This is a genomic window from Bradyrhizobium sp. USDA 4506 (assembly GCF_054058795.1).
On record NZ_JBSSBM010000002.1, the window covers coordinates 750165 to 776593 of the forward strand.

The 26429-nt window shown below is 66.2% G+C and carries 20 protein-coding genes; 15 read left to right on the forward strand and 5 right to left on the reverse strand.

The genetic code is table 11. The annotated features are described in order from the left end of the window. Position 1 precedes the first annotated feature (1 nt). Positions 2-469 (reverse strand): DUF305 domain-containing protein, encoded by a 468-nt coding sequence (locus ACVIHF_RS05940; protein WP_253602993.1) that lies wholly within the window; start codon positions 467-469, stop codon positions 2-4. A 267-nt stretch (positions 470-736) separates the two neighbouring features. On the opposite strand from ACVIHF_RS05940, the gene ACVIHF_RS05945 reads away from it, so the two are divergent. From ACVIHF_RS05945 to ACVIHF_RS05955, 3 genes are all read left to right on the forward strand, one after another. Next, positions 737-2389, forward strand: a complete 1653-nt coding sequence (locus tag ACVIHF_RS05945; protein ID WP_253602991.1) for a hydantoinase B/oxoprolinase family protein — start codon at positions 737-739, stop codon at positions 2387-2389. A 7-nt stretch (positions 2390-2396) separates the two neighbouring features. Next, complete coding sequence (locus tag ACVIHF_RS05950) at positions 2397-4436, forward strand: hydantoinase/oxoprolinase family protein (protein ID WP_253602990.1); 2040 nt, start codon at positions 2397-2399, stop codon at positions 4434-4436. A gap of 347 nt (positions 4437-4783) precedes the next feature. Continuing rightward, on the forward strand, positions 4784-6019 hold the full coding sequence (locus tag ACVIHF_RS05955; protein ID WP_253602988.1) for an ABC transporter substrate-binding protein: 1236 nt from the start codon (positions 4784-4786) through the stop codon (positions 6017-6019). A 172-nt stretch (positions 6020-6191) separates the two neighbouring features. Here the strand turns inward: ACVIHF_RS05955 and ACVIHF_RS05960 are convergent, their stop codons facing one another. Both ACVIHF_RS05960 and ACVIHF_RS05965 read right to left on the reverse strand, forming a co-directional pair. Then, positions 6192-7406, reverse strand: coding sequence for a mandelate racemase/muconate lactonizing enzyme family protein (locus ACVIHF_RS05960; RefSeq protein WP_028334402.1), 1215 nt, complete (start codon positions 7404-7406; stop codon positions 6192-6194). A gap of 237 nt (positions 7407-7643) precedes the next feature. Then, a complete protein-coding gene (locus tag ACVIHF_RS05965; RefSeq protein WP_253602987.1) occupies positions 7644-8906 on the reverse strand; it encodes an amidohydrolase family protein in 1263 nt (420 codons plus the stop codon). Between the two features lie 152 nt (positions 8907-9058). On the opposite strand from ACVIHF_RS05965, the gene ACVIHF_RS05970 reads away from it, so the two are divergent. Further along, the gene (locus tag ACVIHF_RS05970; RefSeq protein ID WP_253602986.1) at positions 9059-9478 is read left to right on the forward strand and encodes a nuclear transport factor 2 family protein; all 420 of its coding nucleotides are present in this window, start codon (positions 9059-9061) and stop codon (positions 9476-9478) included. A gap of 162 nt (positions 9479-9640) precedes the next feature. On the opposite strand, the gene ACVIHF_RS05975 is transcribed toward ACVIHF_RS05970, so the two are convergent. Next, a complete protein-coding gene (locus ACVIHF_RS05975) occupies positions 9641-10399 on the reverse strand; it encodes a GntR family transcriptional regulator (protein WP_253602985.1) in 759 nt (252 codons plus the stop codon). A 41-nt stretch (positions 10400-10440) separates the two neighbouring features. Beyond that, positions 10441-10626, reverse strand: a complete 186-nt coding sequence (locus tag ACVIHF_RS05980; RefSeq protein WP_253602984.1) for a hypothetical protein — start codon at positions 10624-10626, stop codon at positions 10441-10443. Between ACVIHF_RS05980 and ACVIHF_RS05985 the strand changes: the two genes are divergently transcribed. From ACVIHF_RS05985 to ACVIHF_RS06035, 11 genes are all read left to right on the forward strand, one after another. Continuing rightward, positions 10625-11479, forward strand: a complete 855-nt coding sequence (locus ACVIHF_RS05985) for an ABC transporter ATP-binding protein (protein WP_253602983.1) — start codon at positions 10625-10627, stop codon at positions 11477-11479. The genes ACVIHF_RS05980 and ACVIHF_RS05985 overlap by 2 nt on opposite strands. Before the next feature lie 2 nt (positions 11480-11481). After that, a complete protein-coding gene (locus ACVIHF_RS05990) occupies positions 11482-12258 on the forward strand; it encodes an ABC transporter permease (protein WP_050425957.1) in 777 nt (258 codons plus the stop codon). Positions 12259-12302: 44 nt separating this feature from the next. Then, complete coding sequence (locus tag ACVIHF_RS05995; protein WP_253602982.1) at positions 12303-13328, forward strand: ABC transporter substrate-binding protein; 1026 nt, start codon at positions 12303-12305, stop codon at positions 13326-13328. Positions 13329-13431: 103 nt separating this feature from the next. After that, the gene (locus ACVIHF_RS06000) at positions 13432-14868 is read left to right on the forward strand and encodes an amidohydrolase family protein (protein WP_253602981.1); all 1437 of its coding nucleotides are present in this window, start codon (positions 13432-13434) and stop codon (positions 14866-14868) included. A 173-nt stretch (positions 14869-15041) separates the two neighbouring features. Beyond that, the gene (locus ACVIHF_RS06005; RefSeq protein ID WP_253602979.1) at positions 15042-17474 is read left to right on the forward strand and encodes a CaiB/BaiF CoA transferase family protein; all 2433 of its coding nucleotides are present in this window, start codon (positions 15042-15044) and stop codon (positions 17472-17474) included. Continuing rightward, a complete protein-coding gene (locus tag ACVIHF_RS06010; protein WP_456791862.1) occupies positions 17474-18550 on the forward strand; it encodes an ABC transporter ATP-binding protein in 1077 nt (358 codons plus the stop codon). The genes ACVIHF_RS06005 and ACVIHF_RS06010 overlap by 1 nt, the downstream gene beginning before the upstream one ends. Next, positions 18547-19572 (forward strand): ABC transporter ATP-binding protein, encoded by a 1026-nt coding sequence (locus tag ACVIHF_RS06015; protein WP_253602975.1) that lies wholly within the window; start codon positions 18547-18549, stop codon positions 19570-19572. The genes ACVIHF_RS06010 and ACVIHF_RS06015 overlap by 4 nt, the downstream gene beginning before the upstream one ends. After that, positions 19569-21116: an ABC transporter substrate-binding protein gene (locus tag ACVIHF_RS06020; protein WP_253602972.1), complete on the forward strand. Its 1548-nt coding sequence runs from the start codon at positions 19569-19571 to the stop codon at positions 21114-21116. The genes ACVIHF_RS06015 and ACVIHF_RS06020 overlap by 4 nt, the downstream gene beginning before the upstream one ends. 3 nt (positions 21117-21119) lie before the next feature. After that, positions 21120-22076 (forward strand): ABC transporter permease, encoded by a 957-nt coding sequence (locus ACVIHF_RS06025; protein ID WP_253602970.1) that lies wholly within the window; start codon positions 21120-21122, stop codon positions 22074-22076. After that, positions 22073-22957 carry an ABC transporter permease gene (locus tag ACVIHF_RS06030; protein WP_253602968.1) on the forward strand — a complete coding sequence of 295 codons (885 nt, stop codon included), beginning with the start codon at positions 22073-22075 and terminating at the stop codon, positions 22955-22957. The genes ACVIHF_RS06025 and ACVIHF_RS06030 overlap by 4 nt, the downstream gene beginning before the upstream one ends. 17 nt (positions 22958-22974) lie before the next feature. Then, on the forward strand, positions 22975-26277 hold the full coding sequence (locus ACVIHF_RS06035) for a carboxyl transferase domain-containing protein (protein WP_253635993.1): 3303 nt from the start codon (positions 22975-22977) through the stop codon (positions 26275-26277). The last annotated feature ends 152 nt before the right edge of the window (positions 26278-26429 follow it).

Sequence of the window (26429 nt, forward strand, 5' to 3'; positions counted from 1 at the left end):
CCTAGTTCTTCATTCCGTGGGACATGTTCATATGATCGTGAGCAGCGGGCGCCGGGCTCTGCTGCGTCGGGGCGGGCGCGGATGCCGTAACCGGGTCTCCGATCGCGAGCTTCATGGCGTCGATCTCCTGCTGCTGCTCGACGATGATTTCCTGCGCGATCCGGCGCAGCTGCTCGTTCTTGCCGTAGCGGAGCTCGATCACCGCCATGTCGATCGCGCCCTGGTGATGCGGCGTCATCATCGCGACGAAGTCGCGGTCGATGTCGCCGCTCGGCTTGGCCGCCATGTCGTTCATCATCTTGGTCATCGCGGTATCGTTTTCAGCAAGGAAGGCGCTCTCTTCGGCCGTCTGCCCGGTCTGGACCGGATGATGGTCGTCATGCGCAAAAGCAGCCGCCGCAGCTGCAAAAGCGAGCAGGGCGGCGCCGGCGCGCGGCGCGAGGCCGGACTTAAGGAATCGAGGAAGCATTTGCGTTCACCCTGGGAGTTGTCGGGGAGGCCCGAGCGGTTACGGGCTTGGGCCGGCTTGCATGGGTGGGACGCAGCAGCGTGAGCTCTATTCCGTCGTCAGGCAGATTCTTGTCGATCACGACTTGCTGATCGCCGGAATGATCCGTTTCGGCCGGGCCAGCCGATTTGCGATCCGCAAGCCACTGGCTATAAGAAGGAATTCCGGTTTCGATCGACCGGTTCCACCATCCTCCCTGCGCAAGTCGCTCGCGCCAAGAAGGCCAAGATGTCCGCCAAGATCGATCCGATCACCCGCTCCGTCGTCCAGCACCGCCTGTCGTCGATCGTGAAGGAGATGGGCGAAGCCATGCTTCGCACCTCCTATTCGCAGATCCTCAATTCCAGCCGCGATTTCTCGCTGGCGATCTGCGACACCAACGGGCGGCTGATCGCGCAGGCCGACCACATTCCTGTTCATGTCGGCGCCTTGCCCTGGGCGACGCTGGCGGTCGAGGAGCGCTTCAAGGACGTCGCGCCCGGCGACGTCATCCTGCTCAACGATCCCTATCAGGGCGGTAGCCACCTGCCGGATCTCACAGCCTTCGTGCCGGTATTCGATGGCGGAAAAAGACTGCTCTGGACCATCGTGCGCGCGCATCAGAGCGACATCGGCGGCGCCACCCACGGCGCCTACAACCCCGGTGCGACCGAGATCTATCAGGAAGGCATTCGCATTCCGCCGATCAAGCTCTACGAGGCCGGCAAGCCGCGCGAGGATCTGCTCGACCTCCTGGCTTTGAACATCCGCAACCCCCGTGAATTCCGCGGCGACCTCGCGGCAATGCTCGGGGCCGCGCATCTCGGCGAGCGCCGCGTCGCAAAACTGTTCAGCGAGTTCGGCGCGGAGACGGTCGAAGCCGCGATCGAAGCCATTCTCGATGCCACCGAGCAGCAGACCCGCGCCGTGGTGTCGACCTGGAAAGACGGCGTGTTCCACGGCGAGGCCTTGCTCGACGATGACGGCCACGGCCGCACTGACATCAAGATCGCCGCCAAGGTGACCAAGAAGGGCAGTGACATCGAGGTCGATCTCACCGGCTCGGATCCGCAGTCGACCAGTTTCGTGAACTCGTCGCACGCCAACATGCAGGCCGCGGTCGCGATGGCCTTCGCCTATCTGATCGACGCCGATATCCCCAAGAACACCGGCGCGCTGCGGCCGCTCAAGGTGGTGGCGAAGCAGGGCACGATTGTCTGGGCCGATCCCGGCCGTCCCGTCACCTTGTGCACCAGCCATCCCTCCAACGAGATCGTCGAAGCCATCATCAAGGCGATGTCGGCGTCCTGTCCGGATCGGGTGATGGGCGGCTGGGGGCGCCGCTTCCGCATCGCGATCCAGGGTGAGGATCCGCGCAACGGACGCAATTTCATCTGGCACATGTTCCAGGCACGGCCCGGCGGCGGCGCCTCGCCGGGCGGCGACGGCTATTCTTCGATCGGCGAGTGGCACTCGGTCGGCGGTCTCAAATTCGGCAGCATCGAGGTGGCCGAGGTGCGCTTTCCCCTGCATTTCCGCCAGCACGAATTCCGGCCGGACTCCGGCGGCGACGGCCAGCATCGCGGCGGCCTTGGCGTCGCGCTCGACATGGTGCTGGAGACGCAAAAGCCGGCCAAGGGCAACACCGCCGGCGACGGCGCGCGCCATGGTCCCTGCGGCATGCTCGGCGGCAAGGACGGCGAGCCTCATCACTACAGGCTGCTCTCGGAAGGCCGCGAGCCGCGCGTGCTGAAGACGAAAGAAGTCGGCATCGAGCTGCGCCCAGGCGATTGCCTCGAGATCCGCTCCTCTGGCGGCGGCGGCTGGGGTCCACCGGAGAAGCGCTCGGCGGAAGCGCGGGCGCGCGATCTTGCGCAAGGTTTGGTTTCGAAAGCGGTGTAGGGCAGCGATGTACACGATTGGGGTCGACGTCGGCGGCACTTACACCGACCTGGTCGCGACGGATCAAACCGGGCGCACGGTGTTCGCGAAATCGCCGTCCACGCCGGCCGATCAGTCGATCGGCGTCATGGCGGGACTGGAAGAGCTGGCGCGCCGCCTCGGCGTGACGCGCGCGGCGATGCTCGCCGCGACCGATCGCCTGGTGCACGGCACGACGGTCGCGACCAATGCGCTGCTGGAGCGCAAGGGCGCCAAAGTTGCGCTGCTGACCACCGAAGGCCACCGCGACGTCGTCGAGATGCGCGAAGGGCTGAAGCCGGACCGCTACGATCTGCGCACGCCGCCGCCCGAGCCGCTGGTGCCGCGCGAGCGCCGCTTTGGCGTGCGCGAGCGGCTGAAGGCCGACGGCAGCGCCGCGGTTGCACTCGATGCCACAGCGCTCGGCGATGTCGTCGCCGAGGTGAAACGGTCGGGTGCGAATTCCGTCGCGGTCTGCTTTCTGCATGCCTATCTCAACCCGGCACACGAGCTTGCCGCCGTCGAGCAGCTGGCGAAGGAGCTGCCCGACGTCAGCGTGTCGCGCTCCAGCGACGTGCTGCCGCAGATCAAGGAATATGAGCGCGCCTCGACCACGATCGTGAACGCTTATGTCGAGCCCACCGTGCGGCGCTATCTCACCAATCTGGAGCGCAGCCTGCATGAGGCCGGCTTTGCCGGCTCGCTGTTCGTCGTGCTGTCGCATGGCGGCATGGCGCCGGTGGAGGAGGCCTCGCGGCTTGCCGCGGGCACTGTGCTGTCGGGGCCGGCCGGCGGCATCTCCGGCAGCCGCCGCTGCGCCGATCTTCTGCGGATTCCCGATCTCGTGCCGTTCGACATGGGCGGCACCTCGACCGACATCTCGCTGATCGCAGATGGCCAGGCCTCGCTGTCGGCGGACGGCATGCTCGCCGGCCAGCGCATCGCGCTGCGCAGCCTCGACATCGCCAGCATCGCGGCCGGCGGCGGCTCGATCGCGAGCGTCGACGGCGGCCGCACGCTGCGGGTCGGGCCGGAGAGCGCGGGCTCGGTGCCCGGCCCGGCCTGCTACGGCAATGGCGGCACGGCTGCCACCGTCACCGATGCCAATGTCGTGCTCGGTTATCTCGACGCCGCCGCCTTCATGGGCGGCGCGCGGCCGCTCGACCGTGCGGCGTCGGAAGCCGCGGTGGACCGGATCGCCGCAGCGCTCGAGCTGTCGCGGATCGAGGCCGCCGCCGGCATCTACAAGATGATCAATCTGAAGATGGCCGACGGCATCCGCCTGATGACCTTGCGCCGCGGCGTCGATCCGCGCAAATTCGCGCTGCTCAGCTTCGGCGGCGCCGCCGGCATGCACGCCGCCGAGGTCGCGCGCGAGCTCGAGATCAAGCGCATCATCGTGCCGACGGTCGCCTCTGTGCTTTCGGCCTGGGGCATGCTGACCAGCGATCTGCGCTACGAGGTCAGCCGCACCCATTACGGCACCGGCCGGATTTCCGCCGACGAGGTTCGCGCCTTGTTCGCCGGGCTGGAAGAGCAGGCGGCGGGGCGGCTGCGCGACTGGTTCAAGGGCGATATCGGCATCGAGCGCTCGGCCGAGATGCGCTACGGCGAGCAGGTGTTCGAGATCGACGTGCCGCTCGGCGAGCTCGATCTCGGCGCCGCCGACCTGGTGGCGCAGATCGAGGAACGCTTCCATCGCCGCCACGAGGAGCTCTACACCTATGCCTCGCGCGGGCAGGAGGTGGTGTTCGTCAACGCCCGCGTTGCCGCCGTCGGCAAGGTGGCGCGCGGCAGCAGTGATGCCGGAAAGGCCAGCTCGGCTGCGCCCTGCGCGCCGCGCGGCAAGCGGCAGGCCTGGTTCGGTGCCTGGCGCGAGGTGCCGGTCTACGCGCTCGACGATCTCGGGCCGGGCCAAGCGCTGGCCGGTCCCGCGATCATTGAGGCCGAAACCACGACCGTCCTGGTCGACAGCGGCGACCGCGTCGCGGTCAACCCGCTGGGCTGGCTCGATATAACATTGCGCTGATCGTCAAGTCGGAACTGCACTCCCTCTCCCGCTTGCGGGCAGGGTTATCGCATGTGCGCTCGATCCCTCCACAGACTCGTCATGCCCGGCCTTGTGCCGGGCATCCACGTCTTGGTTTCCGCGCGAAAAAGACGTGGATGGCCGGGACAAGCCCGGCCATGACGATGTGGAAATAGCGCCGCCAAGCTTTTCGCTGCCATATGCGATTGCCCTGCGCTTGCGGGGGAGGTGAAAGAAGGCCTGCCTCCGCCATCAACATTTCATTTTTCCGGCATTGGCTTGGGCGATAAACTCCGCTCGCTCGGGAGGAGCGCCGGCCTGGTGCCGGCGCGTTTGTGGCGATGTTGATGCAAACAAAAAGACAAACTGCGCTTTCGATATCCCTCGTCCTCGCAGCTGTCCTCGCGGCGGCGCCGTTGCGCGCGCAGCAGGCGCAGACGGCGGCGGCCGGCAACGAGATCCGCATCGGCAACGTCATGCCCTATACCGGGCCGCTCGCCGCGTTCGCGACCATCGGGCGGGCGGAGGCGGCCTATTTCGACATGGTCAACGAGCATGGCGGCATCAACGGCCGCAAGGTCAGGTTCGTCTCGGTCGATGACAGCTCCAATCCGAAGATCGCGATGGAGCAGACCCGCGATCTCGTCGAGAAGCAGGATGTGCTGTTGATGTTCGGCTCGTTCGGCACGCCGAGCAACCTCGCGGTCCGGAAGTACCTCAACGAGAACAAGGTCCCGCAGCTGTTCGTCGCTTCCGGCGACGAGGCGTGGGCGCATCCTGCGACCTTTCCCTGGACCATGGGCTGGCAGCCGACCTTCCGCGCCGAGGGGCGGATCTACGCCAATTACATCCAGGCCGCCTATCCCTCGCGCAAGATCGCGGTGCTCTGGCAGAACGACCAGTTCGGCCGCGACCTGTTCAAGGGATTGCAGGAGGGGCTCGGCGACACCGCCGGCATGATCGTCGCCGATCTCGCCTTCGATGCATCGGAGACCGCGATCCAGAACCAGATCGGAATTTTGAAGAACTCCGGCGCCGACATCCTGGTGTTCGACGGGGCGCCGGCGATCGCGGCGCGCGCGATCCGCGTCGCCGCGGACCTCGACTGGCATCCGGTGTTCATCCTCGACAATGCGTCGGCCTCGATCGCCAGCGCCTTGCGGCCGGCAGGCCTGCAGAATTCGCTCGGCGTGATCTCGACCTCGTTCCTCAAGGATGCCGGCGATGCCTCCTGGAAGGACGATCCGCAGATCAAGGCGTGGCTCGCCTTCATGGACAAGTATTATCCCGACGGCGACAAGGACGACATCTACGCCGTGTTCGGCTACGCCGCCGCCGATACGCTGATGCAGGTGCTGCGCCAGTGCGGCGACGATCTGTCGCGCGAGAACATCATGCGGCAGGCCGCGTCGCTGAAGGATTACCAGAGCCCGATCGCGCTGCCCGGGATCGTGATCAACACCGGACCGAAGGACTTCCGCCCGATCAAGCAGATGCGCCTGGTGCAGTTCGACGGCAATGCCTGGCAGCCGATCGGCGACGTGATCGACAGCGCGTTCACGGCGGTGCGCGAGGATAATTGAGGGCCGTTGAGTTGGGTCATGCGTCGTCCCGGCGAAGGCCGGGACCCATTACCCCAACTGCGCATTGTTTTGCTCTGCTGGGGCGATAATCCCTTACACACCAGGCAGCGGTGGTTATGGGTCCCGGCCTTCGCCGGGACGACGATGGGGTGTGGGCCGGCGCAACAAACGCCTACTTCTTCAATCCATAATTCAGCAGCCCGCCCTTGTTCTTCGGCGGGTGCGCGCGCAGGCCTTCCTCGTTCGGCTCGGTGCCCCAGCCCGGGCGATCCGGGATCACCAGATGGCCGTCGACGAATTCGGGCACGTGGGTGAACAGCTCGTGGTCCCAGGCCAGCCGATCGATGTCGGTCTCCATGATGCGCAGGTTCGGCACCGCGGCGCAGAAATGCGCGTTCATCATGGTGCAGAGGTGGCCGTAGAAATTATGCGGCGCGACGTTGACCTCGAAATGCTCGGCGGCGGCGGCGATCTTCATCGACTGCCAGACCCCGTTCCATGGCGTGTCGATGATCGCGACATCCATCGCCTGCTCGGTGAAATAGGGCAGGAATTCGCGCAGGCCGAGCAGCGTCTCGCAGGACGAGATCGGGTGCGGGCTCTGGCGGCGGATATAGCCGAGCGCCTGTGGATTGAAGGTGTCGATCTCGACCCAGAACATGTCCATCTTCTCGATGGCGCGCAGGATTTTCAGATAGCCCTCGGTCTTGGCGTTGAAGTTGAGGTCGAGCAGGAGATCGACATCCGGCCCCGCACCGTCGCGGATCGCCTCCAGGTGCATGCAGAGATTGCGCAGCACGGTGCGGTCGATATTGATCTCGGGCTGGAACGGCGAGCCGAAGCCGGGGCGCCAGCCTTGCGGCTTGCCGTCGGTATAGACGAAGATGTTGGTCTTCATCGCCGTGAATTTCTTCTCGCGCACTTCGGCCCCGATCGCCTTGACGCCGTCGAGATCAGTGATCGCCGGCTTGTACCAGTCGGGATGATTGATGCGCCAGGTCGCGCAATGCGACCAGTACACCCGCACGCGGTCGCGGATCTTGCCACCGAGCAGGTCGTAGCAGGGCACGCCGAGCGCCTTGGCCTTGACGTCGAGCAGCGCGTTCTCGATCGCCCCGAGCGCCAGCGCCACCACGCCGCCGGCGGCAGGGCGCGTCGCGGCGAACAGCTCGACATAGATCCGCTCGTGCTCGAACGCGTTCTTGCCGACCACCCGCGCCGAAAGCCGCTCGATCGCCGCCGTCACGCCGGGCGCGCCGAAGCCCTCGTCATATTCGCTCCAGCCGACCAGCCCGTCCGTCGTCGTCACCTTGACGAAGTGATAATTCCGCCAGCCGGCATCGCAGGCGAGCGTCTCGACGCTTTTGATTGTGGTGGATTTGCTCATGGTTTCCTGCCCGGTTGTTTGTTGCTGTTGGCGGGATACCAACAACGGATCGGCGGACGCGTCAATTCGCGCCAAGGCAAGGCGACAATGCGTATTGGCAAGGCGGCACTCGCCTCTTCGTTCACCGTCACCCTGAGGAGCGCGCTCTTGCGCGCGTCTCGAAGGGCGACGGCCCGGCTCTTTCCGCATGGATCTCGCGGGGCCGTGCATCCTTCGAGGCTCGCAAGAGCTCGCGCCTCAGGATGACGGGACAAACATCTCGGTGTCAGGCCGGAACAATGTCGGCCTTTGCCGTTCGAAGGTCTTGCGGCCGTGCTTGAAGCCCATCAGCACGTCGGGCAGCTCGGCGATGGCGTTGGTTCCGCTGTCGGTATCGAGCACGACGATGTCGGCGGGGTTGCCGACCGCAATGCCGTAATCCTTCAGGTTCATCAGCCGCGCCGGCAGATCGGTGACGAGATCGAGGCAGGCGTCGAACTCGCCGATCCCGGCATGCGCCGCATTGGCGTAGAGATTGGCCATCCGCAGCAGCGAAGCATCGCCGAACGGCGTGAAGGGATTTTGCACATTGTTGGTCGCGACCGAGCACAGCACGCCATCGGCGACGAGCCGGTGCGCGGCGGTCAGCCCACGCGGCGCGTTGTGGGTGGCGTCGCGGCCCATCAGATAGAGATCGGTCGCCGGCAGCACGGTGACCGCGACACCGGCCTCGGCGAGCCGAGCGCCGGCTTTCTTCAACCGATCAGGCGGCAGCGCGGAGAGTTTGGTGGCGTGCCCGATCGCGACGCGCCCGTGATAGTTGCGCCGCTCGGTCTGCCGGCAGACCTCCTCCATGTGCCACCAGGAGGGATCGAGGTCGAAATCGAGATGCAGGTCGACATCGACGTCGAACTCCTGCGCGAGGTCGAAGATGCGCGCGATATGCGCGTTCGGATCGCTGTCGACATAGGGGCAGCCGCCGACCGCCTCGGCACCGTCGTGCAGCGCTGCGACCAGCAACTCGTCGGCGCCGGGATCGTTGGTCAGGCCCTCCTGCGGAAAGGCGCAGAGCGAGAGATCGAGCGCCCAGGCGTAGTCGCGTTTCAAGGCCTTGACCGCCTCGAAGCCGCGCAGCCCGATCCTCGGGTCGATCTCGACATGCGTCCGCATCCGCGTGGTGCCCGCCGTGATCGCGCGCTCGATCACTTTTGAGCCGCGCGCATAGACATCCTCGATCGTGAAGTCGCGCTTCATCGCCGATACCGCGCGGATCGCCTCGCCGAGGCTGGCGTGATCGTGGCCGCAGCGGCCGAGCAGGCAGGCCTTGTCGAGATGGATATGGGTGTCGACGAAGCCGGGCAACGCCAGCCGGCCGTTGAGGTCGACGTCGACCGCCTCGCACACGAGGCGCGGCGCGATCGCGGCGATCCTGCCGCCGGCGATGCCGATATCGACCGCGGCGGCAGAGCTGCGCGTCACGGCATTGCGGAAGACGAGGTCAAAGGCAGGTTTCGCGATCATCGGCGAGGAAACATCAGGATGGTTTCAGCCTAGCGGAGGGGCGAGGATCCGGCAGCACCAGATTGTGTGCAGTTTTATGGTTCGACTGTCTAAAAAATATGCATACACTTTTGCCGGCAGATTGTAGAGTCCTGATTATTCCTGGAGGCCCCATGTCCGCACCCGCCAAAGCCGATGCCCGCCCGATGTCCGATGTCGAGATCGTCGAGGCCTATCTGACGGCGTCGATGATCCCCGATCCGGATGCGGCCGCGGCCTATATGAAGCCGGGCACGGTGATCACTTTCACCGGCGGGCGCGAATTCGACCATCCGCGCGGGCCGACCGCCTTCAATGCGAAGCGCTATCGCTGGGTGAAGAAGAAGATGGACCGCTTCGATGTCTGCCCTGGCACCGGCGAGACCGTCGTCTACAGCGTCGGTACGCTCTACGGCGAGTGGACGGACGGCACGCCGTTCGAAGGCAACCGCTATGTCGACCGCTTCGTGGTGCGGGGCGGGCAGATCGTCAAGATGGACGTCTGGAACGACAGCGCCGAGCGGATTTTGATTCAGCGGGGGATCGAGGCGTAGGAAGCGGTGCCAGTTCTCCCTCGCCCCGCTCTTGCGAGGAGAGGGTCGGGGTGAGGGGCTGCATCCGCGAGTATCGGCCGCGGATAGACCTGTACCCCCTCACCCGGATCGCATCCGCGATGCGATCCGACCTCTCCCCGCAGGCGGGGCGAGGTAAGAGTATCAGCGCCGCGCCGCCTTCGTCAGCTTCACCACCTTTTCGCCGGTTGCCTCGTCGGCATAGGGGGCCAGAATATCCAGCAGATCGCGGCCGCGCTGCGGGCTCGGCGCGACCAGCGCGCGGGTCGCCACGGAATCCAGATGGCTGTGCATCAGCGCCATCACCTTGTCGACGTCGCCTTTCGCCAGCGCGGCGATGATCGCGCGGTGCTCGTTGATCGCGCATTCCGATGAATGCGGCCGGCTGTACAGCGACAGCGTCAGGCAGCAGCGGTACGCGACCTCGCTGACATAGCGCACCAGGATCGGGCTGTTCGTCATGTGGGCGAGCAGGATGTGGAATTCGGTGGCGAGCCGGATCGACACCGCGTCGGTGCCGTCGCGGGCCCGATCCTCGGCGTCGACATGGGCATTCAGTTCGGCGATCTGCGCCTTGGTCAGCTTGCCCGCGAGTTGCCGCACCACCAGCCGCTCGAGCTCGATGCGGATATCGAAGGCATCGCGTGCCTCCTGCCAGCTCGGCGTCGCCACCACGGCGATGCGGTTGCGGCGCAGCTCGACCAGGCCTTCCGCCGCCAATTGCCCGAGCGCATGCCGTGCGATGGTCCGGCTGACGCCGAAACGCTCGCCGAGCGCGTCCTCGGGCAGCTTGGCGCCGGGCTCCAGCGCCTGCTCGATGATCGCGCGCCGCAGCGCGCGGCAGATCACGCTGACCTTGTCTGACGATTCAGCCGTCTTGCTGCTGTCGGCGCGCCCCGCCATTGCCGCGAATCCCTCTCGAAGGTGCTTCGAACGCCTCTTTATCATACCGCCAAAGCAATCGGGCGCTCGAATTGCATGCAGTTTGAGCTACGGATTGCCCAAAAGGAATCCGGCCTTTGAGGCGGGAAACGCGCGATCTCCTTGATTTTCAACGCGGCTGCCGCTGGGATTTTCAACGCGGCTGCCGCTGGCATCCGGCTTGCATGCACTTTGCTCGTGATGCGCATGCAACCAAACTCCGAATTTGCCGGCGAGCCGATGGCCGCCGGATCCGCGCCGACCGCGATCGAGCTGTCGGACGCCTCCGTGACCTTCGGCCGCGGCGCCCGCGCCGTGCCGGCTCTGTCAACAACCACGCTGCGGATCGCCGACGGCGAGTTCGTCGCGCTGGTCGGCCCGTCCGGCTGCGGCAAGTCCACCATCCTGCGGCTGGTTTCCGGCCTGGCGCGGCCGTCCACCGGCGTCGTCATCGTCGGGGGCCGCGAGGTCGCGGCGCGCGCGATGCGGGTCGGCATGGCGTTCCAGAACCCGACCATGCTGCCGTGGACGACGATCGAAAAGAACATCATGCTGCCGCTGAAGATCGTCGAGCCGTTCCGCTCGCAGTTCCGCAAGCTGCGCAAGACCGAATTCCGCGACAAGGCCAACACGCTGCTCGAGCAGGTCGGGCTGAAGGGGTTCGGCGGCCGCTATCCCTGGCAGCTCTCCGGCGGCATGCTCCAGCGCGCCAATCTGTGCCGCGCGCTGATCCACGAGCCGCGCATGCTGCTGCTCGACGAGCCGTTCGGCGCGCTCGACCAGTTCACCCGCGAGGAGCTGTGGGGAATCCTTCAGCAGCTCTGGATGACCCACAGGCCGACCGTGCTGCTGGTCACCCATGATCTGCGCGAGGCCGGCTTCCTCGCCAGCCGTATCTGCGTGATGAGCGCGCGGCCCGGCCGCATCCTCGACGACTCCAGGGTCGACTTCGCCCGTCCGCGCACCGTGGCGATGACCTTTGAGCCTGACTTCGTCGCGCTCAACCAGAAGCTCCGCGCCTTCATCGTCGATGCGCGCAGCGCGGCGCGCGAGGGAGCCTGACCATGTCCGTGTCAGACATCAGGCAGAAGGCCTGGTCCGCCGCCCTGATCGTGCTGTTCTTCGTCGCCTGGGAATTGTTCTGCCTGATGACGGGGATGTCGGATCTCGTGTTGCCGCGGCCGTCGCAGATCTTCGTCACGCTGTTCGAGAAATTCCCGATCCTGTGGCCGCACATCGTGCAGACCCTGGTCACCACCATGATCGGCTTCGTGCTCGGCGTGGCGCTCGGCGTCGCGCTCGGTGCCGTGATCGGGGTGTCAAAAACCGCCTACGACACCTGCTATCCGCTGCTGGTCGGCTTCTCGTCGATCCCGAAGGTCGCCGTGGTGCCGATCTTCGTGCTGTGGTTCGGCTCCGGCACCGTGCCGGCGGTGTTGACCTCGTTGTCGATCTGCTTCTTCCCGATCGTCGTCAATATCGCCACCGGTCTTGCCACCACCGAACCCGAGCTCGAGGACGTGCTGAAGGCGCTCGGCGCCAGCAAGTTCGACATCCTCTGGAATGTCGGCCTGCCGAGGACGATGCCGTTCTTCTTCGCCTCGCTGAAGGTCGCGGTCTCCTACGCCTTCGTCGGCGCGGTGCTGTCGGAAACCGTCGCCTCAAACCGCGGCATCGGCAACGTCATGATGACCGCGTCCTCCAATTTCAACGTGCCGCTGGTGTTCGCCGGGCTGTTCGTGCTCGCCGGTCTCGGCGTCGCGCTCTACGTCCTGTTCTCGCTGATCGAGGGCCAGGTCACCGGCTGGGCGACACGCAAGGACAATGTCATCGCCACTTGAGACACTTCGTCGACCGTCAAGCAATGAAGCTTAAGGAGATCTCGATGCTGAGAAAAGTAAGCGCCGCGCTGTTGGGATTGGCCCTGATCGCCGGTCCCGCGCGCGCCGAGGAAACCACCATCAAGTTCACGCTGGGCTGGAAGACGCAAGGCTCGGACGCCGCGTTCTTCTACGCCAAGGACAACGGCTACTTCAAGGAGGAAGGCCTCAACGTCGTGATCGACCAGGGCGAGGGCTCCGGCGCGACCGTGACGCGCATCATGTCGGGCGCCTATGACGCCGGCTTCGGCGACGTCAACGCGATCATCCAGAACGCCGCGACCAAGCCGCAGGATGCGCCGGTCATGGTCTACATGATGTGGAACCAGCCGCCATTCGCGATCGTCGCCAAGAACTCGAGCGGCATCAAGTCGATCAAGGATTTCGAGGGCCACACGCTCGGCGGCGCGCAGGGGACGCCGACCACGCGGCTGTTGCCGGTGTTCGTGCACAAGAACGGGCTCGATGGCGAGAAGATCAAGGTCTCCAACATGGCGCCGAACCTGCAGGAGCCGATGCTGATCAAGGGCGACATCGACGCCGCGCTGGTGTTCAACATCACGAGCTATTTCAACCTGGTGCTGAACCGTCAGGACCCCGACAAGGACTTCAAATGGTTCTCGTTCGGCGATTACGGGCTCGACCTCTATTCCAACGGCGTGATGGTCTCGCGCAAGCTGATCGCCTCGAACCCGAAGGCGGTGGCCGGTCTGGTGCGCGCCATCAACAAGGGTGCGATCGCGGTCGCCAAGGATCAGAACGCGGCCATGAAGGCGGCGCTGAACTATGACAATCTGATCAATGTCGATGTCGAGAAGCGCCGCCTGCAATATTCCTTCGAGAAGCTCATTGTCTCGCCGGAGATGAAGGACATCGGCATCGGCGACGTCAAGGACGACCGCATGGCCCGCGCCATCGGCTTCATCGTCGAAGGCTACCAGCTCGCCCGCACGCCGGCCCCGGCCGAAGTGTTTTCGCGGGAATTCCTGCCGCCACGTGCGGAGCGGGAGCTGGTGTATACAGCGAATTAAGTTTACTCGTCATTGCGAGCGAAGCGAAGCAATCCATTCTTCGGCACGGGAATAGATGGATTGCTTCGTCGCTCCGCTCCTCGCAATGACGGCGGAGGGACCGATGGACGTCACGGCAACCCGTCTGTTCTGCGGTTCTGACCACGACATCCGCAACGACGTCGTGCTCCGTCACGACGGCGGCGTCATCACCGATATTTCCGAAGCCGCGCGCCCGGCGACAGGCCCGCGTTCCCTCATCCTTCCCGCCTTCGTCAACGCCCACGACCACGCCCGCCCGCGCGCCTCGAGCTTCGGCGCGGTCGGCATGCCCCTGGAGAGCTGGATCCTGCGCACGGTGGTTGGCACGCCGGTCGATCCCTATCTCACCGCGGCCTCGGCGTTTGCCCGCGCGGCGCAGGCCGGCTGCGCGGCAATGATGGTGCACTACACCCGCCCGAGTGGCACCATGCCGCTCGTCGATGAAGCCAGGGCGATCGCTCGCGCCGCCGGCGATGTCGGCATCCGCATCGCCTTTGCCATCGCGGTGCGCGACCAGAACCCGATCGTCTATGGCGACAGCGAAGCGGTGCTGTCAGGTCTTCCGGCCGATGACCGCAAGACGATCGAACAGCCGTTCGTGCGCGCCCCGATGTCGCCGCAGGCCTATATCGAGCTGACCGACGCGATCGCTGCGGCGATCGGCGGGCCGAAGGTCGATGTGCAGCTTGGCCCGGCCGGGGTGCAGTGGTGCTCGAAGCCGCTGCTGGAGGCGGTCGCGGAGAACTCGGTGCGGACCGGCCGCCGCATCCACATGCATCTGCTCGAGACGACCTACCAGCGCGCCTGGGCCGACCAGCATTTTCCCGGCGGCATCGTGCGCTATCTCCGCGATATCGGCTTCCTCTCGGAGCGGCTGACGCTCGCGCATTGCATCCACGCTCGGCCCGACGAGCTCGAGATGATCGCGGCGTCGGGCGCACGCATCGTCACCAATTTTTCCTCCAACCTGCATCTGCGCTCGGGGCTCGCGCCGATCGCCGCGGCGCACGCCTGCGGTTGCGGAATTGCCGTCGGCGTCGATGGCCTGGCGCTCGATGAGGATGACGATTTGCTGCGCGAGATGCGGCTGGTGCAGATGATGTACGGTGGTCTCGGCTTCAAGCGTACATGGACTGCTCAGGAATTCTTCACGCTCGCGATCCGCAACGGCCGCCGCGCCACCGGCGCGCCGGGCACCGGCGAGTTCGCGGTCGGTGCGCCGGCCGATTTCGTCAGCATCGATCTCGATCGCCTCGAGGGTGATCAGATTCTCGATGCCGATCCGCTCGACCTCTTGTTCGCGCGCGGCAATGCGTCGCTGATCTCAGAGCTTGTGGTCGATGGTCGCAGCGTCGCCAAGGCCGGCCGGTGCCTCGGTGTTGATCTTCCCACCATTGAGCAAGAACTGCGCGGCATCACCTGCGCGAGCGCGGCCACATACGCGCATGTCTTGCGCGCATGGCCGCGATTGTCGAACTCAGTGCAACACTGGTTCGAAGCGCAGCTCACCTGCAATTAGCTGCACAATCTTCGCTTCGCGCTGAGCAGCAGCTTCGGTCATACGCTCGCTAATTCCGTCAAGCGGAAGAAAATTCCACTTGCATCACACTCGTCGCGCGGCTTCAAGTTCACCCAACAAGAAAACTGAATCAGTCGCTGTCACCGGCTGGTCATGTGTCGCGAGGAAGCCTGATGGGCGCGTTGTCGCATCTGCGGATTGTCGAGATCGGAAGTGCTGCGGCGACGAGCTATTGCGCGCGGCTGTTTGCCGATTTCGGCGCCGATGTGCAGAAGGTCGAGCCGCCGCAGGGCGATCCGCGTCGCCGCACCGCGCCGCTGACGCCCAAAGGCCGGAGCGCGTGGTTTGCGTTCCTCAACTTCAACAAGTCGAGTGTCGTCCTCGACACGCGCGATGCGGGCGCGGCATCCCGCTTGCGGGAGCTGATTGCCGGCTGCGACATCCTGCTCGACGGGCGCGGCATCGCTGCGGCGGATTGTCCCGAGATCGATCTCGACGCGATCAAGCAGAGTAATCCGGGCCTGATCCATCTCGACCTCGCCTGGTTTGGCGATCGCGGTCCCTACGCCAATTTCGCGGCGACCGACTCCACGATCCGCGCGCTGACCGGGCTGGTGAAGCTGGTCGGTCCGGAGCAGGGGCCGCCGATGCATGCGCCGGATTTCCAGATCGGGATTCTGGGCGGGCTGTGGGGTTTCATCGCCGCCGCATCGTCGGTGCTCGGGCGCATGCAGGACGGGCGCGGGCGCGCAAACCATCTCAGCCTGTTCGAGGCCTCTATCGCCGTCACCGAATACATCATGTTCGAGGCATTCCAGCGCGGCGACATCATGCGGCGGATCGGCGTCAACCGGTTCTGGCCGACCTTTCCGGTCGGCATCTACGAGACCAAGCAGGGCTGGCTCGGCGTCACCACGGTGACCCCGGCGCAGTGGCGCGCGTTCTGCGAGATGCTCGGGCTCAACGAGCTGCGCGACGATCCGACACTGGTCATGGGTGTCGACCGGCTGCGCCATGTCGCCGAGATCGAAGCCAGGATTTTGCCGAAGCTGAAGCAGCGCACCGCGCAGGAGTGGTTCGCCGAAGGGCTCAAGCGCAAGATTCCAATCGTGCCGGTGCCGGAGGTCGCGGATCTCATCGCCGACGAGGAGAAGCGCGCCCGCGGTGCCATCGTCCCGATCACCATCGGCGACGAGACCAGCTTTTCCGCCGGCACGATGCAGCGGCTGACCGCAACGCCGCCGCTGCGCGGCGGCCGCGTGCCTGATCTCGGCGAGCAGCAGGCGAGGCGCGAGGCTGCGCCGCGCGTGCCAGCGCCCAAGCCCGCTGCAACCGATCGCTTGCCGCTCGAGGGCATCCGCGTCGTCGACTTTTCGATGGGCTGGGCCGGGCCGATCTGCACCCGCACGCTCGCCGATCTCGGCGCCGACGTCATCAAGATCGAGGCGACCCAGTATCCGGACTGGTGGCGCGGCGTCGACCGCCGTCCGGCCTATGTGCTGGAGCAGATGTACGAGAAGTCGGTGCGCTACTGCATCATGAACCGCAACAAGCGCGGCATCACGCTCGATCTGACCCGGTCGAAGGGGCTTGAATTGGCGAAGCGCCTGCTCGCCGATGCCGACCTCGTGGTCGACAATTATTCGGTCGAGGTGCTGCCCAAGCTCGGCCTCGGCTATGACGTGCTGAGCAAGATCAATCCCAAGCTGGTGATGATGTCGATGTCGGCGTTCGGCGCCGGCAGCGTGCATCGCGATTGCCGCGCTTACGGCTCGACGCTGGAGCAGGGCTCCGGCCTGCCCAGCGTGGTCGGCGATCCCGATGGTCCGCCGGTCATGAGCCATACTGCGTTCGGCGATGCCGTCGGCGGGCTCAACGGCGCCGCCGCGGTGCTGACCGCGCTGATCCACGCCAAACTGACGGGGCAGGGGCAATTCATCGATCTCGCCCAGATCGAATGCATGATGCCGTTCGCCGCGCCCTGGATCGTGGCGCATTCGACCAGTGGCAAGCCGCCGACCAAATACGGCAACCGCCATCCGGATTTCGTGCCGCATGGCTGCTTTCGCTGCGCCGGAGAAGACAACTGGATCGTCGTCGCGGCGTCCGCCGACGCGATGTGGCCAAAGCTCGCGCGGCTGCTCGGCCGCGAGGATTGGGCGGCCGACGAGACGCTCAAGACGGCCGCGGGCCGCCGCGCCCTCGAGGCCGAGATCGAGGCTGCGATCACGGCCTGGACCGCGGCGCGCGATGCCGATGCGGCGATGACCGCGCTGCAATCTGCCGGCGTTGCCTCCGGCGTCGCGCGGCTGCCGATCGATCTCCTGGAGGATCCGCAGCTCCACGCCCGCGGCTTCATCCAGCAGGTCGACCGCGCCTTCATCGGACGACATCCGCAGCCGTCGATGCCGTTTCGCGAGAGCGATGCGCCGTTCGCGATCCGCTCGGTGCCGCCGACGCTCGGCGAGCACAACCGCGAGATCCTTGGCGGCATGCTCGGGCTCTCCGACGCCGAGCTCGATGAGCTCACCCGCGAGGGCATCATCGGCACCGAGATGCTGATGGAGGAGCAGCTGGTGAAAGAGAAGAAGCGGGCGGCGGGCTGATGGAGGCAGGTCAGCCGGCACAGCGCAGGGCGGAGGGCGCGCGAGACGGCGCGCGGCCGCTATTGTCCGTGCGCGGGCTCGGCATCCGCTTCAAGACCGCGCAGGGCGTCTGGCAGGCGACGCGCCGCATCGACTTCGACATCGCGCCCGGCGAGCGCGTCGGCATCGTCGGCGAGAGCGGCTGCGGCAAGACCATCACCGGCCTGTCGATCCTGCGGCTGTTGCCGGGCAATTTTGCCGGCCTCGACGGCGAGATTCTGTTCGACGGCGTCGATCTCGCTTCCTGCAGCGCGCGGCAGATGCGCGCGATCCGGGGCAAGCGGATCGCGATGATCTTCCAGGAGCCGATGAGCGCGCTGGACCCGGTCTTCACCGTCGGCCACCAGATCGCCGAGACGCTGCGCGTCCATACCGACGTTTCCCATGAGGAGGCGCGCGCCAAAACGCTGGAGATGCTCCGCCGCGTCGGCATCGCCTCGCCCGAGCGGCGGATCGACGACTATCCGCACCAGCTGTCCGGCGGCATGCGCCAGCGCGTGATGATCGCGGCGAGTTTGATCTGCGGGCCGCAGCTTCTGATCGCGGACGAGCCGACCACCGCGCTCGACGTCACCGTGCAGGCGCAGATCCTCGAGCTGCTGCGCGACATCAGCGAGACCTCGAAGACCGCGCTGATGCTGATCACCCACGATCTCGGCGTCGTCGCCGAGACCTGCACGCGGATGATCACGATGTATGCCGGCGAGGTGATCGAGGACGCCACCGTCGACGAGGCGCTAGTGCGGCCGCTGCATCCCTACACGTCGGGACTGTTACGCTCGCTGCCGCATTTGAGCCCGCGCCACGGCCGGCTGCCGTCGATCCCGGGCCGGGTGCCGTCGATAGCGGAGATGCCGAACGGCTGCCGTTTCCGCGCCCGCTGCTTACATGCGGCCAAGGGTTGCGAGGCCGAGCAGAAGCTGCAGGACGCCGGCGGCAGCAGAAGAGTGCGCTGCTGGCGCTTTGCCGAGCTCAATCTGCCGGGCGCGCTGCATCCGCCCGGCGCACCGGCGGCTGCGAAGGTCGCGACGCAATGACCACAGCCGGTGCCGAGCCCCGCCGCGACGCCATCGTCTCGGTGCGCGACCTTCAGGTCCGCTTCCAGACCTCGGACCGCCGCGCCACCGTGAAGGCGGTCGACGGCGTCAATTTCGACGTCCGCCGCGGCGAGACCTTCGGCATCATCGGGGAGTCCGGTTCGGGCAAGACCACGATCGGCCGCGCACTGGTGTTCCTGCTCAATCCCAGCGCCGGCGCCATCCTGCATGACGGCATCGATCCGCTGGCGCTGCCGCGCCGGGAATTCCAAAGTCATCGCCGCGACTACCAGATCATCTTCCAGGACCCGAACGCCGCGCTGAATCCGCGCATGACCATTCTGGCCTCGGTGCTGGAGCCGCTGGAGCTCGCAGGTGTCGGCAGCCGTGCCGAGCGCGAGCGGCAGGCGCGGGAGGCGCTGGAGCGCGTCGGCCTGCCGCAGGAGTTCGGCGCGCGCTACCCACACCAGCTGTCCGGCGGCCAGAAGCAGCGCGTCGTGATCGCCCGCGCCCTGACGCTCAAACCGAAACTGATCGTCTGCGACGAGGTGGTGGCCGCGCTCGACATGTCGATCCGCGGCGACGTGCTCAATCTGTTTGCCGATCTGCAGCGCGACCTCGGGCTGACCTATGTCTTCATCACCCATGATCTCGCCGTGGTCTCGCATATCAGCGAGCGCGTCGCGGTGATGTATCTCGGCCAGTTCGTCGAGCTCGGGCCGACCGAAGAGGTCGCCGAGCGGCCGTTGCATCCCTACACGATCGCGCTGCTGTCGGCCGAGCCGCGGCCGCTGCCATCCACGATGCGGCAGGAGAGCCGCATCGTCCTGCAGGGCGAGGTGCCGAGCCCGATCGATCCGCCCTCGGGCTGCCGCTTCCGTACCCGCTGCCCGCACGCGCAGCCGCTCTGCACCGACCGCGTGCCGGAGTGGCGCGAGCTGAAGCCCGATCACTGGGTGGCCTGCCATTTCGCCGACCGCCTGAATTTTTCGCCGAACTCACAACCGGAGACGACGCCATGACAATGACGACACGACGCGAGGCCATGGCGCTGATCTCGGGCGCATTGGCCAGCACCACGCTCAGCGGCCGTGCGTTTGCGGAAGGCGCGCCGAAGAAGGGCGGCACCTTGCGCATCTCGGCGCCGGCCAATCCGTCGAGCCTCGATCCGGCGACCGGCGGCGCCGGCTCCGACCACGCCTTCCTGTTCACGATGTACGACACGCTGACCGAATGGGAGTTCGACACGCTGAAGCCGAAGCCCGGCCTTGCCGAAAGCTGGAAGTTCACCGACCCCACCACGCTGGTGCTCAACATCCGCGCCGGCGTCACCTTCCATGACGGCACGCCGCTCGATGCGGAAGCCGTCAAGTTCAATCTCGAGCGCAACCGCAGCGATGCGAAGTCGAACATCAAGGCCGACCTGCTCTCCGTCGCCGCGGTCGAGGTCACTGGCCCGCAGCAGGTGACGTTGAAGCTGAAGACACCCGATACCGCGCTGCCCGGGATTCTCTCCGACCGCGCGGGCATGATGGTGTCGCCGACGGCGCTGAAGGCGGCCGAGGGCGGCGTCGTGACGCGCAAGCCGGTCGGCGCCGGCGCCTATTCGTTCGTCAGCTGGGCCGACGGCGAGAAGATCGTGGTCAAGCGCAACGAGAAATACTGGAAGCCGGAGCGGCCGCTTCCCGACGCCATCGAGATCTCGATCATTCCCGAGCTCACCACCGGCGCCCGCTCGGTCACCGCCGGGCAGAACGACCTAATCTACCAGCTGCCGCCGCGGCAGAAGGTGATCATCGAGCGTGCCTCCAGCGTTAAGGTGGTGCATGGCCCGACGCTTTACGTGTTTCAGATTTTCCTGAACTGGGCCAAGCCGCCGTTCGACAATGTCAAGGTCCGCCAGGCGCTGAACTTCGCGATCGACCGCGAATCCTTCGTCAAGGCTGCGCTCGCCGGCCTCGCCGAGCCGGCCTACATGAACCTGCCGAAGGCGCATTGGGCCTATGATGCCGAGGTCGCAAAGCTCTATCCGTACGATCCCGACAAGGCGCGCAAGCTGCTCGCCGAGGCCGGCTTCAAGGAGGGCATTCCAATCGAGTTCGGCGGCTATCCGGACCAGGATTCGGTGCAGCGCCAGGAGATCCTGATCGAGCAGCTGCGCAAGGCCGGCATCAACGCGCGCTTCGTCAACGCGCCGGTCGCGGAAGCCTCTGCCGCCTTCTTCGGTCCGGAGAAGAAGGGGGCAGGGCTGCTCTCGGCCTGGACCGGCCGGCCCGACCCGAGCCTGACCTATTCGCTGATGTTCACCAAGGACGCCTATTACAATGGCGGCCGCGCGCCGGTGCCGGCCGAGCTCGAGGCCGCGATCAAGGAATCGCGCGCCTCGGAGGATATCGACACCAGGCGCAAGGCGTTCTCCACCGTGCAGCGGCTGGTGATGGAGAACGCCTTTGTCGCGCCGCTGGCGTTCCAGTTCGAGCTGGTCGCCATGAACAAGAAGGTGCAGGGCTATCGGCCGAACCTGCTTGGCAAGCCGAAATACGACGACGTCTGGCTCGGGAGTTAAGCGATGGCGCGGCGGTCACCGGTCAAGGTCGTCGGCAGCCGCCTCGTGCAGGCGCTGCCGGTGATCCTGCTCGCGACCTTCATGGTGTTCGCGCTACTCAAGCTGGTGCCCGGCGACATCGCCGTGACGCTGGCGGGCGACAACGCGACCGACGCACGGATCACCGAGATCAGGAAGATCTACGGCCTCGACCGCCCGTTCCTGGTGCAATACGGCGCCTGGCTCGGCAATGTCGCGCAAGGCGATCTCTCGCAATCGCTATTGACCGGCGAGAAGGTCGCGGACTCGATCGGGCGCGCGTTTCCGAACACGCTGCTGATCGTCGTGATCGCGCTGGCGCTGGCGCTGGTCACGGGCATCCCGATGGGCGTGATGGCCGCGATCAAGCCGAACGGCTGGATCGACAAGCTGATCAGCATGCTGGCGTCGCTCGGCGTCGCGGTGCCCGGCTTCTGGCTCGCGATGATCCTGGTGGCGGAATTCTCGCTGAAGCTGAACTGGCTGCCGGCGACCGGCGCAAAATCCTTCAGCGCCTCGCCGGTCGATGCGATCAGGCATGCGCTGCTGCCGGGCATTGCGATCGCGGCCTACGGCATGGCCGAGGTCGCGCGCCAGCTGCGCGGCGCGCTGCTGGAGGTGCTGTCGTCGCAATATGTCCGTACCCTGCATGCCAAGGGGCTGTCGATGTCCCGCATCCTCTGGCAGCACGGCCTCAAGAATGTCGGCGTCAATCTGCTCACCATCATCAGCCTTTTGGTCAACCGCATGCTGGCGGCGACCGTGGTGACCGAGGCGGTGTTCGCCATTCCCGGCCTGGGCAGCCTGATCGTGCGCGGCGCGATCCAGCGCGATTTCCCGATCGTGCAGGGCGTCGTCTTCACCATGGTGGTGGTTGTGATCGCGGTGAATCTGATCACCGATTTGCTCTGCGCCGCGGTCGATCCGAGGATCGAGCAATGACCGAGGTGGCGCTTGCACCCCTGAAGGCACCGGCGCGGCCGACGCGGCTGCGGCGCTTTGCGCGCTGGCTCGCCGGCGACCTCCGCGCCGCGCTGTCGATCCTGGTGCTCGTGGTGCTCGTCGTCGTCGCAATCGGTGCGCCCTGGATCGCGCCCTATGCGCCGACCGCGCAGGACGTCAACAACATGCTGGCGCCGCCGGGGCCGGCCCATCTGCTCGGCACCGACGATCTCGGCCGCGACATCTTCTCCCGTTTGATCTACGGCGCGCCGGCCACCGTCTACGCAAGCCTGCTTGCGGTCGGCGTCGCGGTCCTGATCGGGCTGCCGGTCGGGCTGACCGCCGGCTATTTCGGCGGCTGGATCGACGACATCATCAGCCGCATCATCGACACCTTCCTGTCGTTCCCCGCCATCGTGCTGGCGATCGCGGTCACCGGCGCGCTCGGCATCGGGCTGACCAACGGCATGATCGCGGTCGGCATCACGATGTTTCCGGCGCTGGCGCGCATCGTCCGCGCCCGCACGCTGATCGTGCGGCAGGAGCTCTATGTCGATGCCTCCAGAGGCTTCGGCGCGCCGACTTGGCATGTGCTGTGGCGGCACGTGCTGCCGAACACGCTGCAGCCGGTCATCGTGCAAGTGACGCTCTTGCTCGCCGCTGCCCTCTTGGCCGAAGCCAGCCTGTCGTTCCTCGGCCTCGGCATCCAGCCGCCGGACCCGAGCTGGGGCGCGATGCTGGCGCGCGCCTATCAATACATGGAAATCGCCCCGGAGCAGATGTATGCGCCGGGCCTTGCCATTCTCGTCGTCTCCCTGGCGTTCAACGCGCTCGGGGAGTCCTTGCGTGTCGTGCTCGATCCGACCATGAAGGATCGCTGATCTTTGGTGAAGATGTCATGTCCTTCAAAAAATTGCTGATTGCGAACCGCGGTGAGATCGCGATCCGGATTGCCCGCGCCGCTGCCGACAGCGGCATCGCGACCGTCGCGATCTATCCCGCCGACGATGCCGCCTCGCTGCATGTCCGATCCGCCGACGCGAGCCACGAGATTCCAGGCCGCGGCGCGCGGGCCTATCTCGACATTGAGGCGGTGGTTGCGGCGGCCAAGGCCGCAGGCTGTGACGCGCTGCATCCGGGCTACGGCTTCCTCAGCGAGAACACGCAATTGGCGCGGCGCTGTGCCGAGGAGAAGATCACCTTCGTCGGCCCGTCGCCGGAGGCGCTCGATCTGTTCGGCGACAAGGCCAAGGCAAAGGCGCTGGCGAAGAAATGCGGCGTCCCGATCATTGCCGGCACATCGGGCGCGACCAGTCTGGACGAGGCAAAGGCCTTCTTCGGCTCGCTCGGCGCCGGCGCCGCCGTGATGATCAAGGCGATCGCCGGCGGCGGCGGGCGCGGCATGCGCGTGGTCGAGGATGCCGCCAAGCTCGACGAGGCCTATGCGCGCTGCCAGTCGGAGGCCAAAGCGGCGTTCGGCAGCGATGCCGTTTATGTCGAACGGCTGATCCGCAAGGCCCGCCATATCGAGGTGCAGATCATCGGCGACCGTTACGGCGCCATCAGCCATCTCTGGGAGCGCGAATGCACCATCCAGCGCCGCAACCAGAAGCTCATCGAGGTGGCGCCGAGCCCGTCGCTGAGTGATGGCATGCGCGCGCGCATCATCGAGGCGGCAAAGCAGCTCGCGACCGCCGCGCGCTACGACAATCTCGGCACCTTCGAATTCCTGGTCGATGATGAAGCCGGCGAAGGTGAGGGCGCGTTCGCTTTCATCGAGGCCAATCCGCGGCTCCAGGTCGAGCACACCGTCACCGAGGAGGTGCTCGGCGTCGACCTCGTGCGCGTGCAGCTCGCGGTCGCGGCCGGCGCCACGCTGGCCTCGCTCGGCCTCGCGCAATCAGCGGTGCCGCTGCCGCGCGGCTATGCGATGCAGCTGCGCGTCAACATGGAGGTGATGGACGAGGCGGGAGTGACAAAACCGACCGGCGGCACGCTCGCCGTGTTCGACCTGCCGTCCGGCCCCGGCGTTCGCGTCGATACCTTCGGCTATTCCGGCTACAGGACCTCTGCCGCGTTCGATTCGCTGCTGGCAAAAGTCATCGTGCATTCGCCGAGCCCAAAATGGACCGACGTGGTGCACAAGGCATCGCGCGCCTTGCGTGAATTCCGGATCGGCGGCGTCGCCACCAACATCCCGTTCCTCGGCGCTATTCTGGCGCACCAGAGCTTTGGCCGGAACAAGATCAGCACCAACTTCATCGATACCCATGTTGCGGCGCTGGTCGGCGCGGCGCAGGATCTCGCCGCACCATTGATCGAAGTGAGCGAGGCGGCTGCGACCAAGGCCGTTGCTGCCGAAGCAGCGCCTGAGGGATCGCTCCCGGTGCCCGCGCCGCTGCAGGGCACGATCGTGGCGATCGAGGTCGCGGAGGGCGATCTGGTTCGGCCCGGCCAGCAGATCGCGGTGCTGGAATCGATGAAGATGGAGCATCTGGTCACGGCGCCGCATGGCGGCCGGGTGACCAGGATCGCGGGCGGCATCGGCGTCACCCTGATGCATGGCGAGCCGATCCTGTTCTTCGAACCGGCCGAAGTCGACGGCCATCACGCTGCGGAGGAGGCCGCGATCGATCTCGATCACATCCGGCCTGATCTCGCCGAACTGATCGCGCGCAAGGCGATCACGCTGGACGAGAACCGCCCGGCCTCGGTCGAGCGCCGCCGCAAGACCAACCAGCGCACCGCGCGCGAGAACATCGCGCAGCTGGTCGATGAGGGCTCGTTCATCGAATACGGCTCGCTGGCGATCGCGGCGCAGCGCCGCCGGCGCAAGGTCGAGGACCTCATCAAGAACACGCCGGCCGACGGCCTGATATCAGGCGTCGCCACCGTCAACGCCAAGGATTTCGGCGCCGACGGCGCGCGCTGCATGGTGATCTCCTACGACTACACCGTGCTCGCCGGCACGCAAGGGCACATGAACCACAAGAAGATCGACCGCATGCTCGGCCTCGCCGAGCAGTGGCGCATGCCGCTGGTGTTCTACGCCGAGGGTGGCGGCGGCCGTCCCGGCGATACCGACCGGCTCGGCATGACCGGCCTCGACGGCCCGTCCTTCGTGCAGTTCGCAAAACTCTCCGGGCTGGTGCCCGTGGTCGGCGTGGTCTCCGGCTATTGCTTCGCCGGCAATGCCGCGATGCTCGGCGTCTGCGACGTCATCATCGCAACCAGGAATGCGTCGATCGGCATGGGCGGTCCGGCGATGATCGAGGGCGGCGGGCTCGGCGTCTACCATCCGGCCGAGGTCGGCCCGGTCTCGTTCCAGTCGCCGAACGGCGTGATCGACATCCTGGTCGAGGACGAGGCCGAGGCGACCGCGGTGGCGCAGAAATATCTGTCCTACTTTCAGGGCGCCGTGCAGGACTGGAAGGCGCCGGACCAGCGGCTGCTGCGCCGTGCGATCCCGGAAAATCGCCTGCGGGTCTACGACATCCGCAACGTGATCGACCTGATCGCCGACGAGGGCTCGGTGCTGGAGATCCGCAGGGATTTCGGCGTCGGCATGATCACGGCCTTTATCCGCATCGAGGGCAAGCCGTTCGGCCTGATCGCCAACAACCCGAAGCATCTCGGCGGCGCGATCGATGCGCCGGCCGGCGACAAGGCCGCGCGCTTCATGCAGTTGTGCGACGCCTTCGACATCCCGATCGTCTCGCTCTGCGACACGCCGGGCTTCATGGTCGGCCCCGAGGCCGAGAAGACCGCGATCGTCCGCCACGTCGCGCGGATGTTCGTCACCGGCGCCAGCATCACGGTGCCGCTGTTCGGCATCGTGCTGCGCAAGGGCTATGGCCTCGGCGCACAGTCGATGATCGGCGGCGGCTTCCACGCCTCGTTCTTCACGGTGGCGTGGCCGACCGGCGAGTTCGGCGGCATGGGTCTCGAAGGCTATGTCCGCCTCGGCTTCCGCAAGGAGATGGAGGCGATCGAGGACCCGGTCGAGCGCGAGAAGTATTTCCAGACCAAGGTCGCCGAGCTCTACGCCAACGGCAAGGCGGTCTCGATCGCCTCGGTGCTCGAGATCGACGAGGTGATCGATCCCGCCGACACAAGGCACTGGATCATGGCCGGCCTGCGCTCGGTGCCGAAGCCGGAGCCGCGCACGCATCGCAAGCGGCCGTGCATTGACGCGTGGTAAGCGAAGCTGGATGTGTAGGATGGGTAGAGCGAAGCGAAACCCATCAATTCTCTCTCCGCGGCGCAAATGATGGGTATCGCTTCGCTCCACCCATCCTACGGGATGTCGTCCTGGCGAAAGCCAGGACCCATTACCCCAAATCATAATTGTTG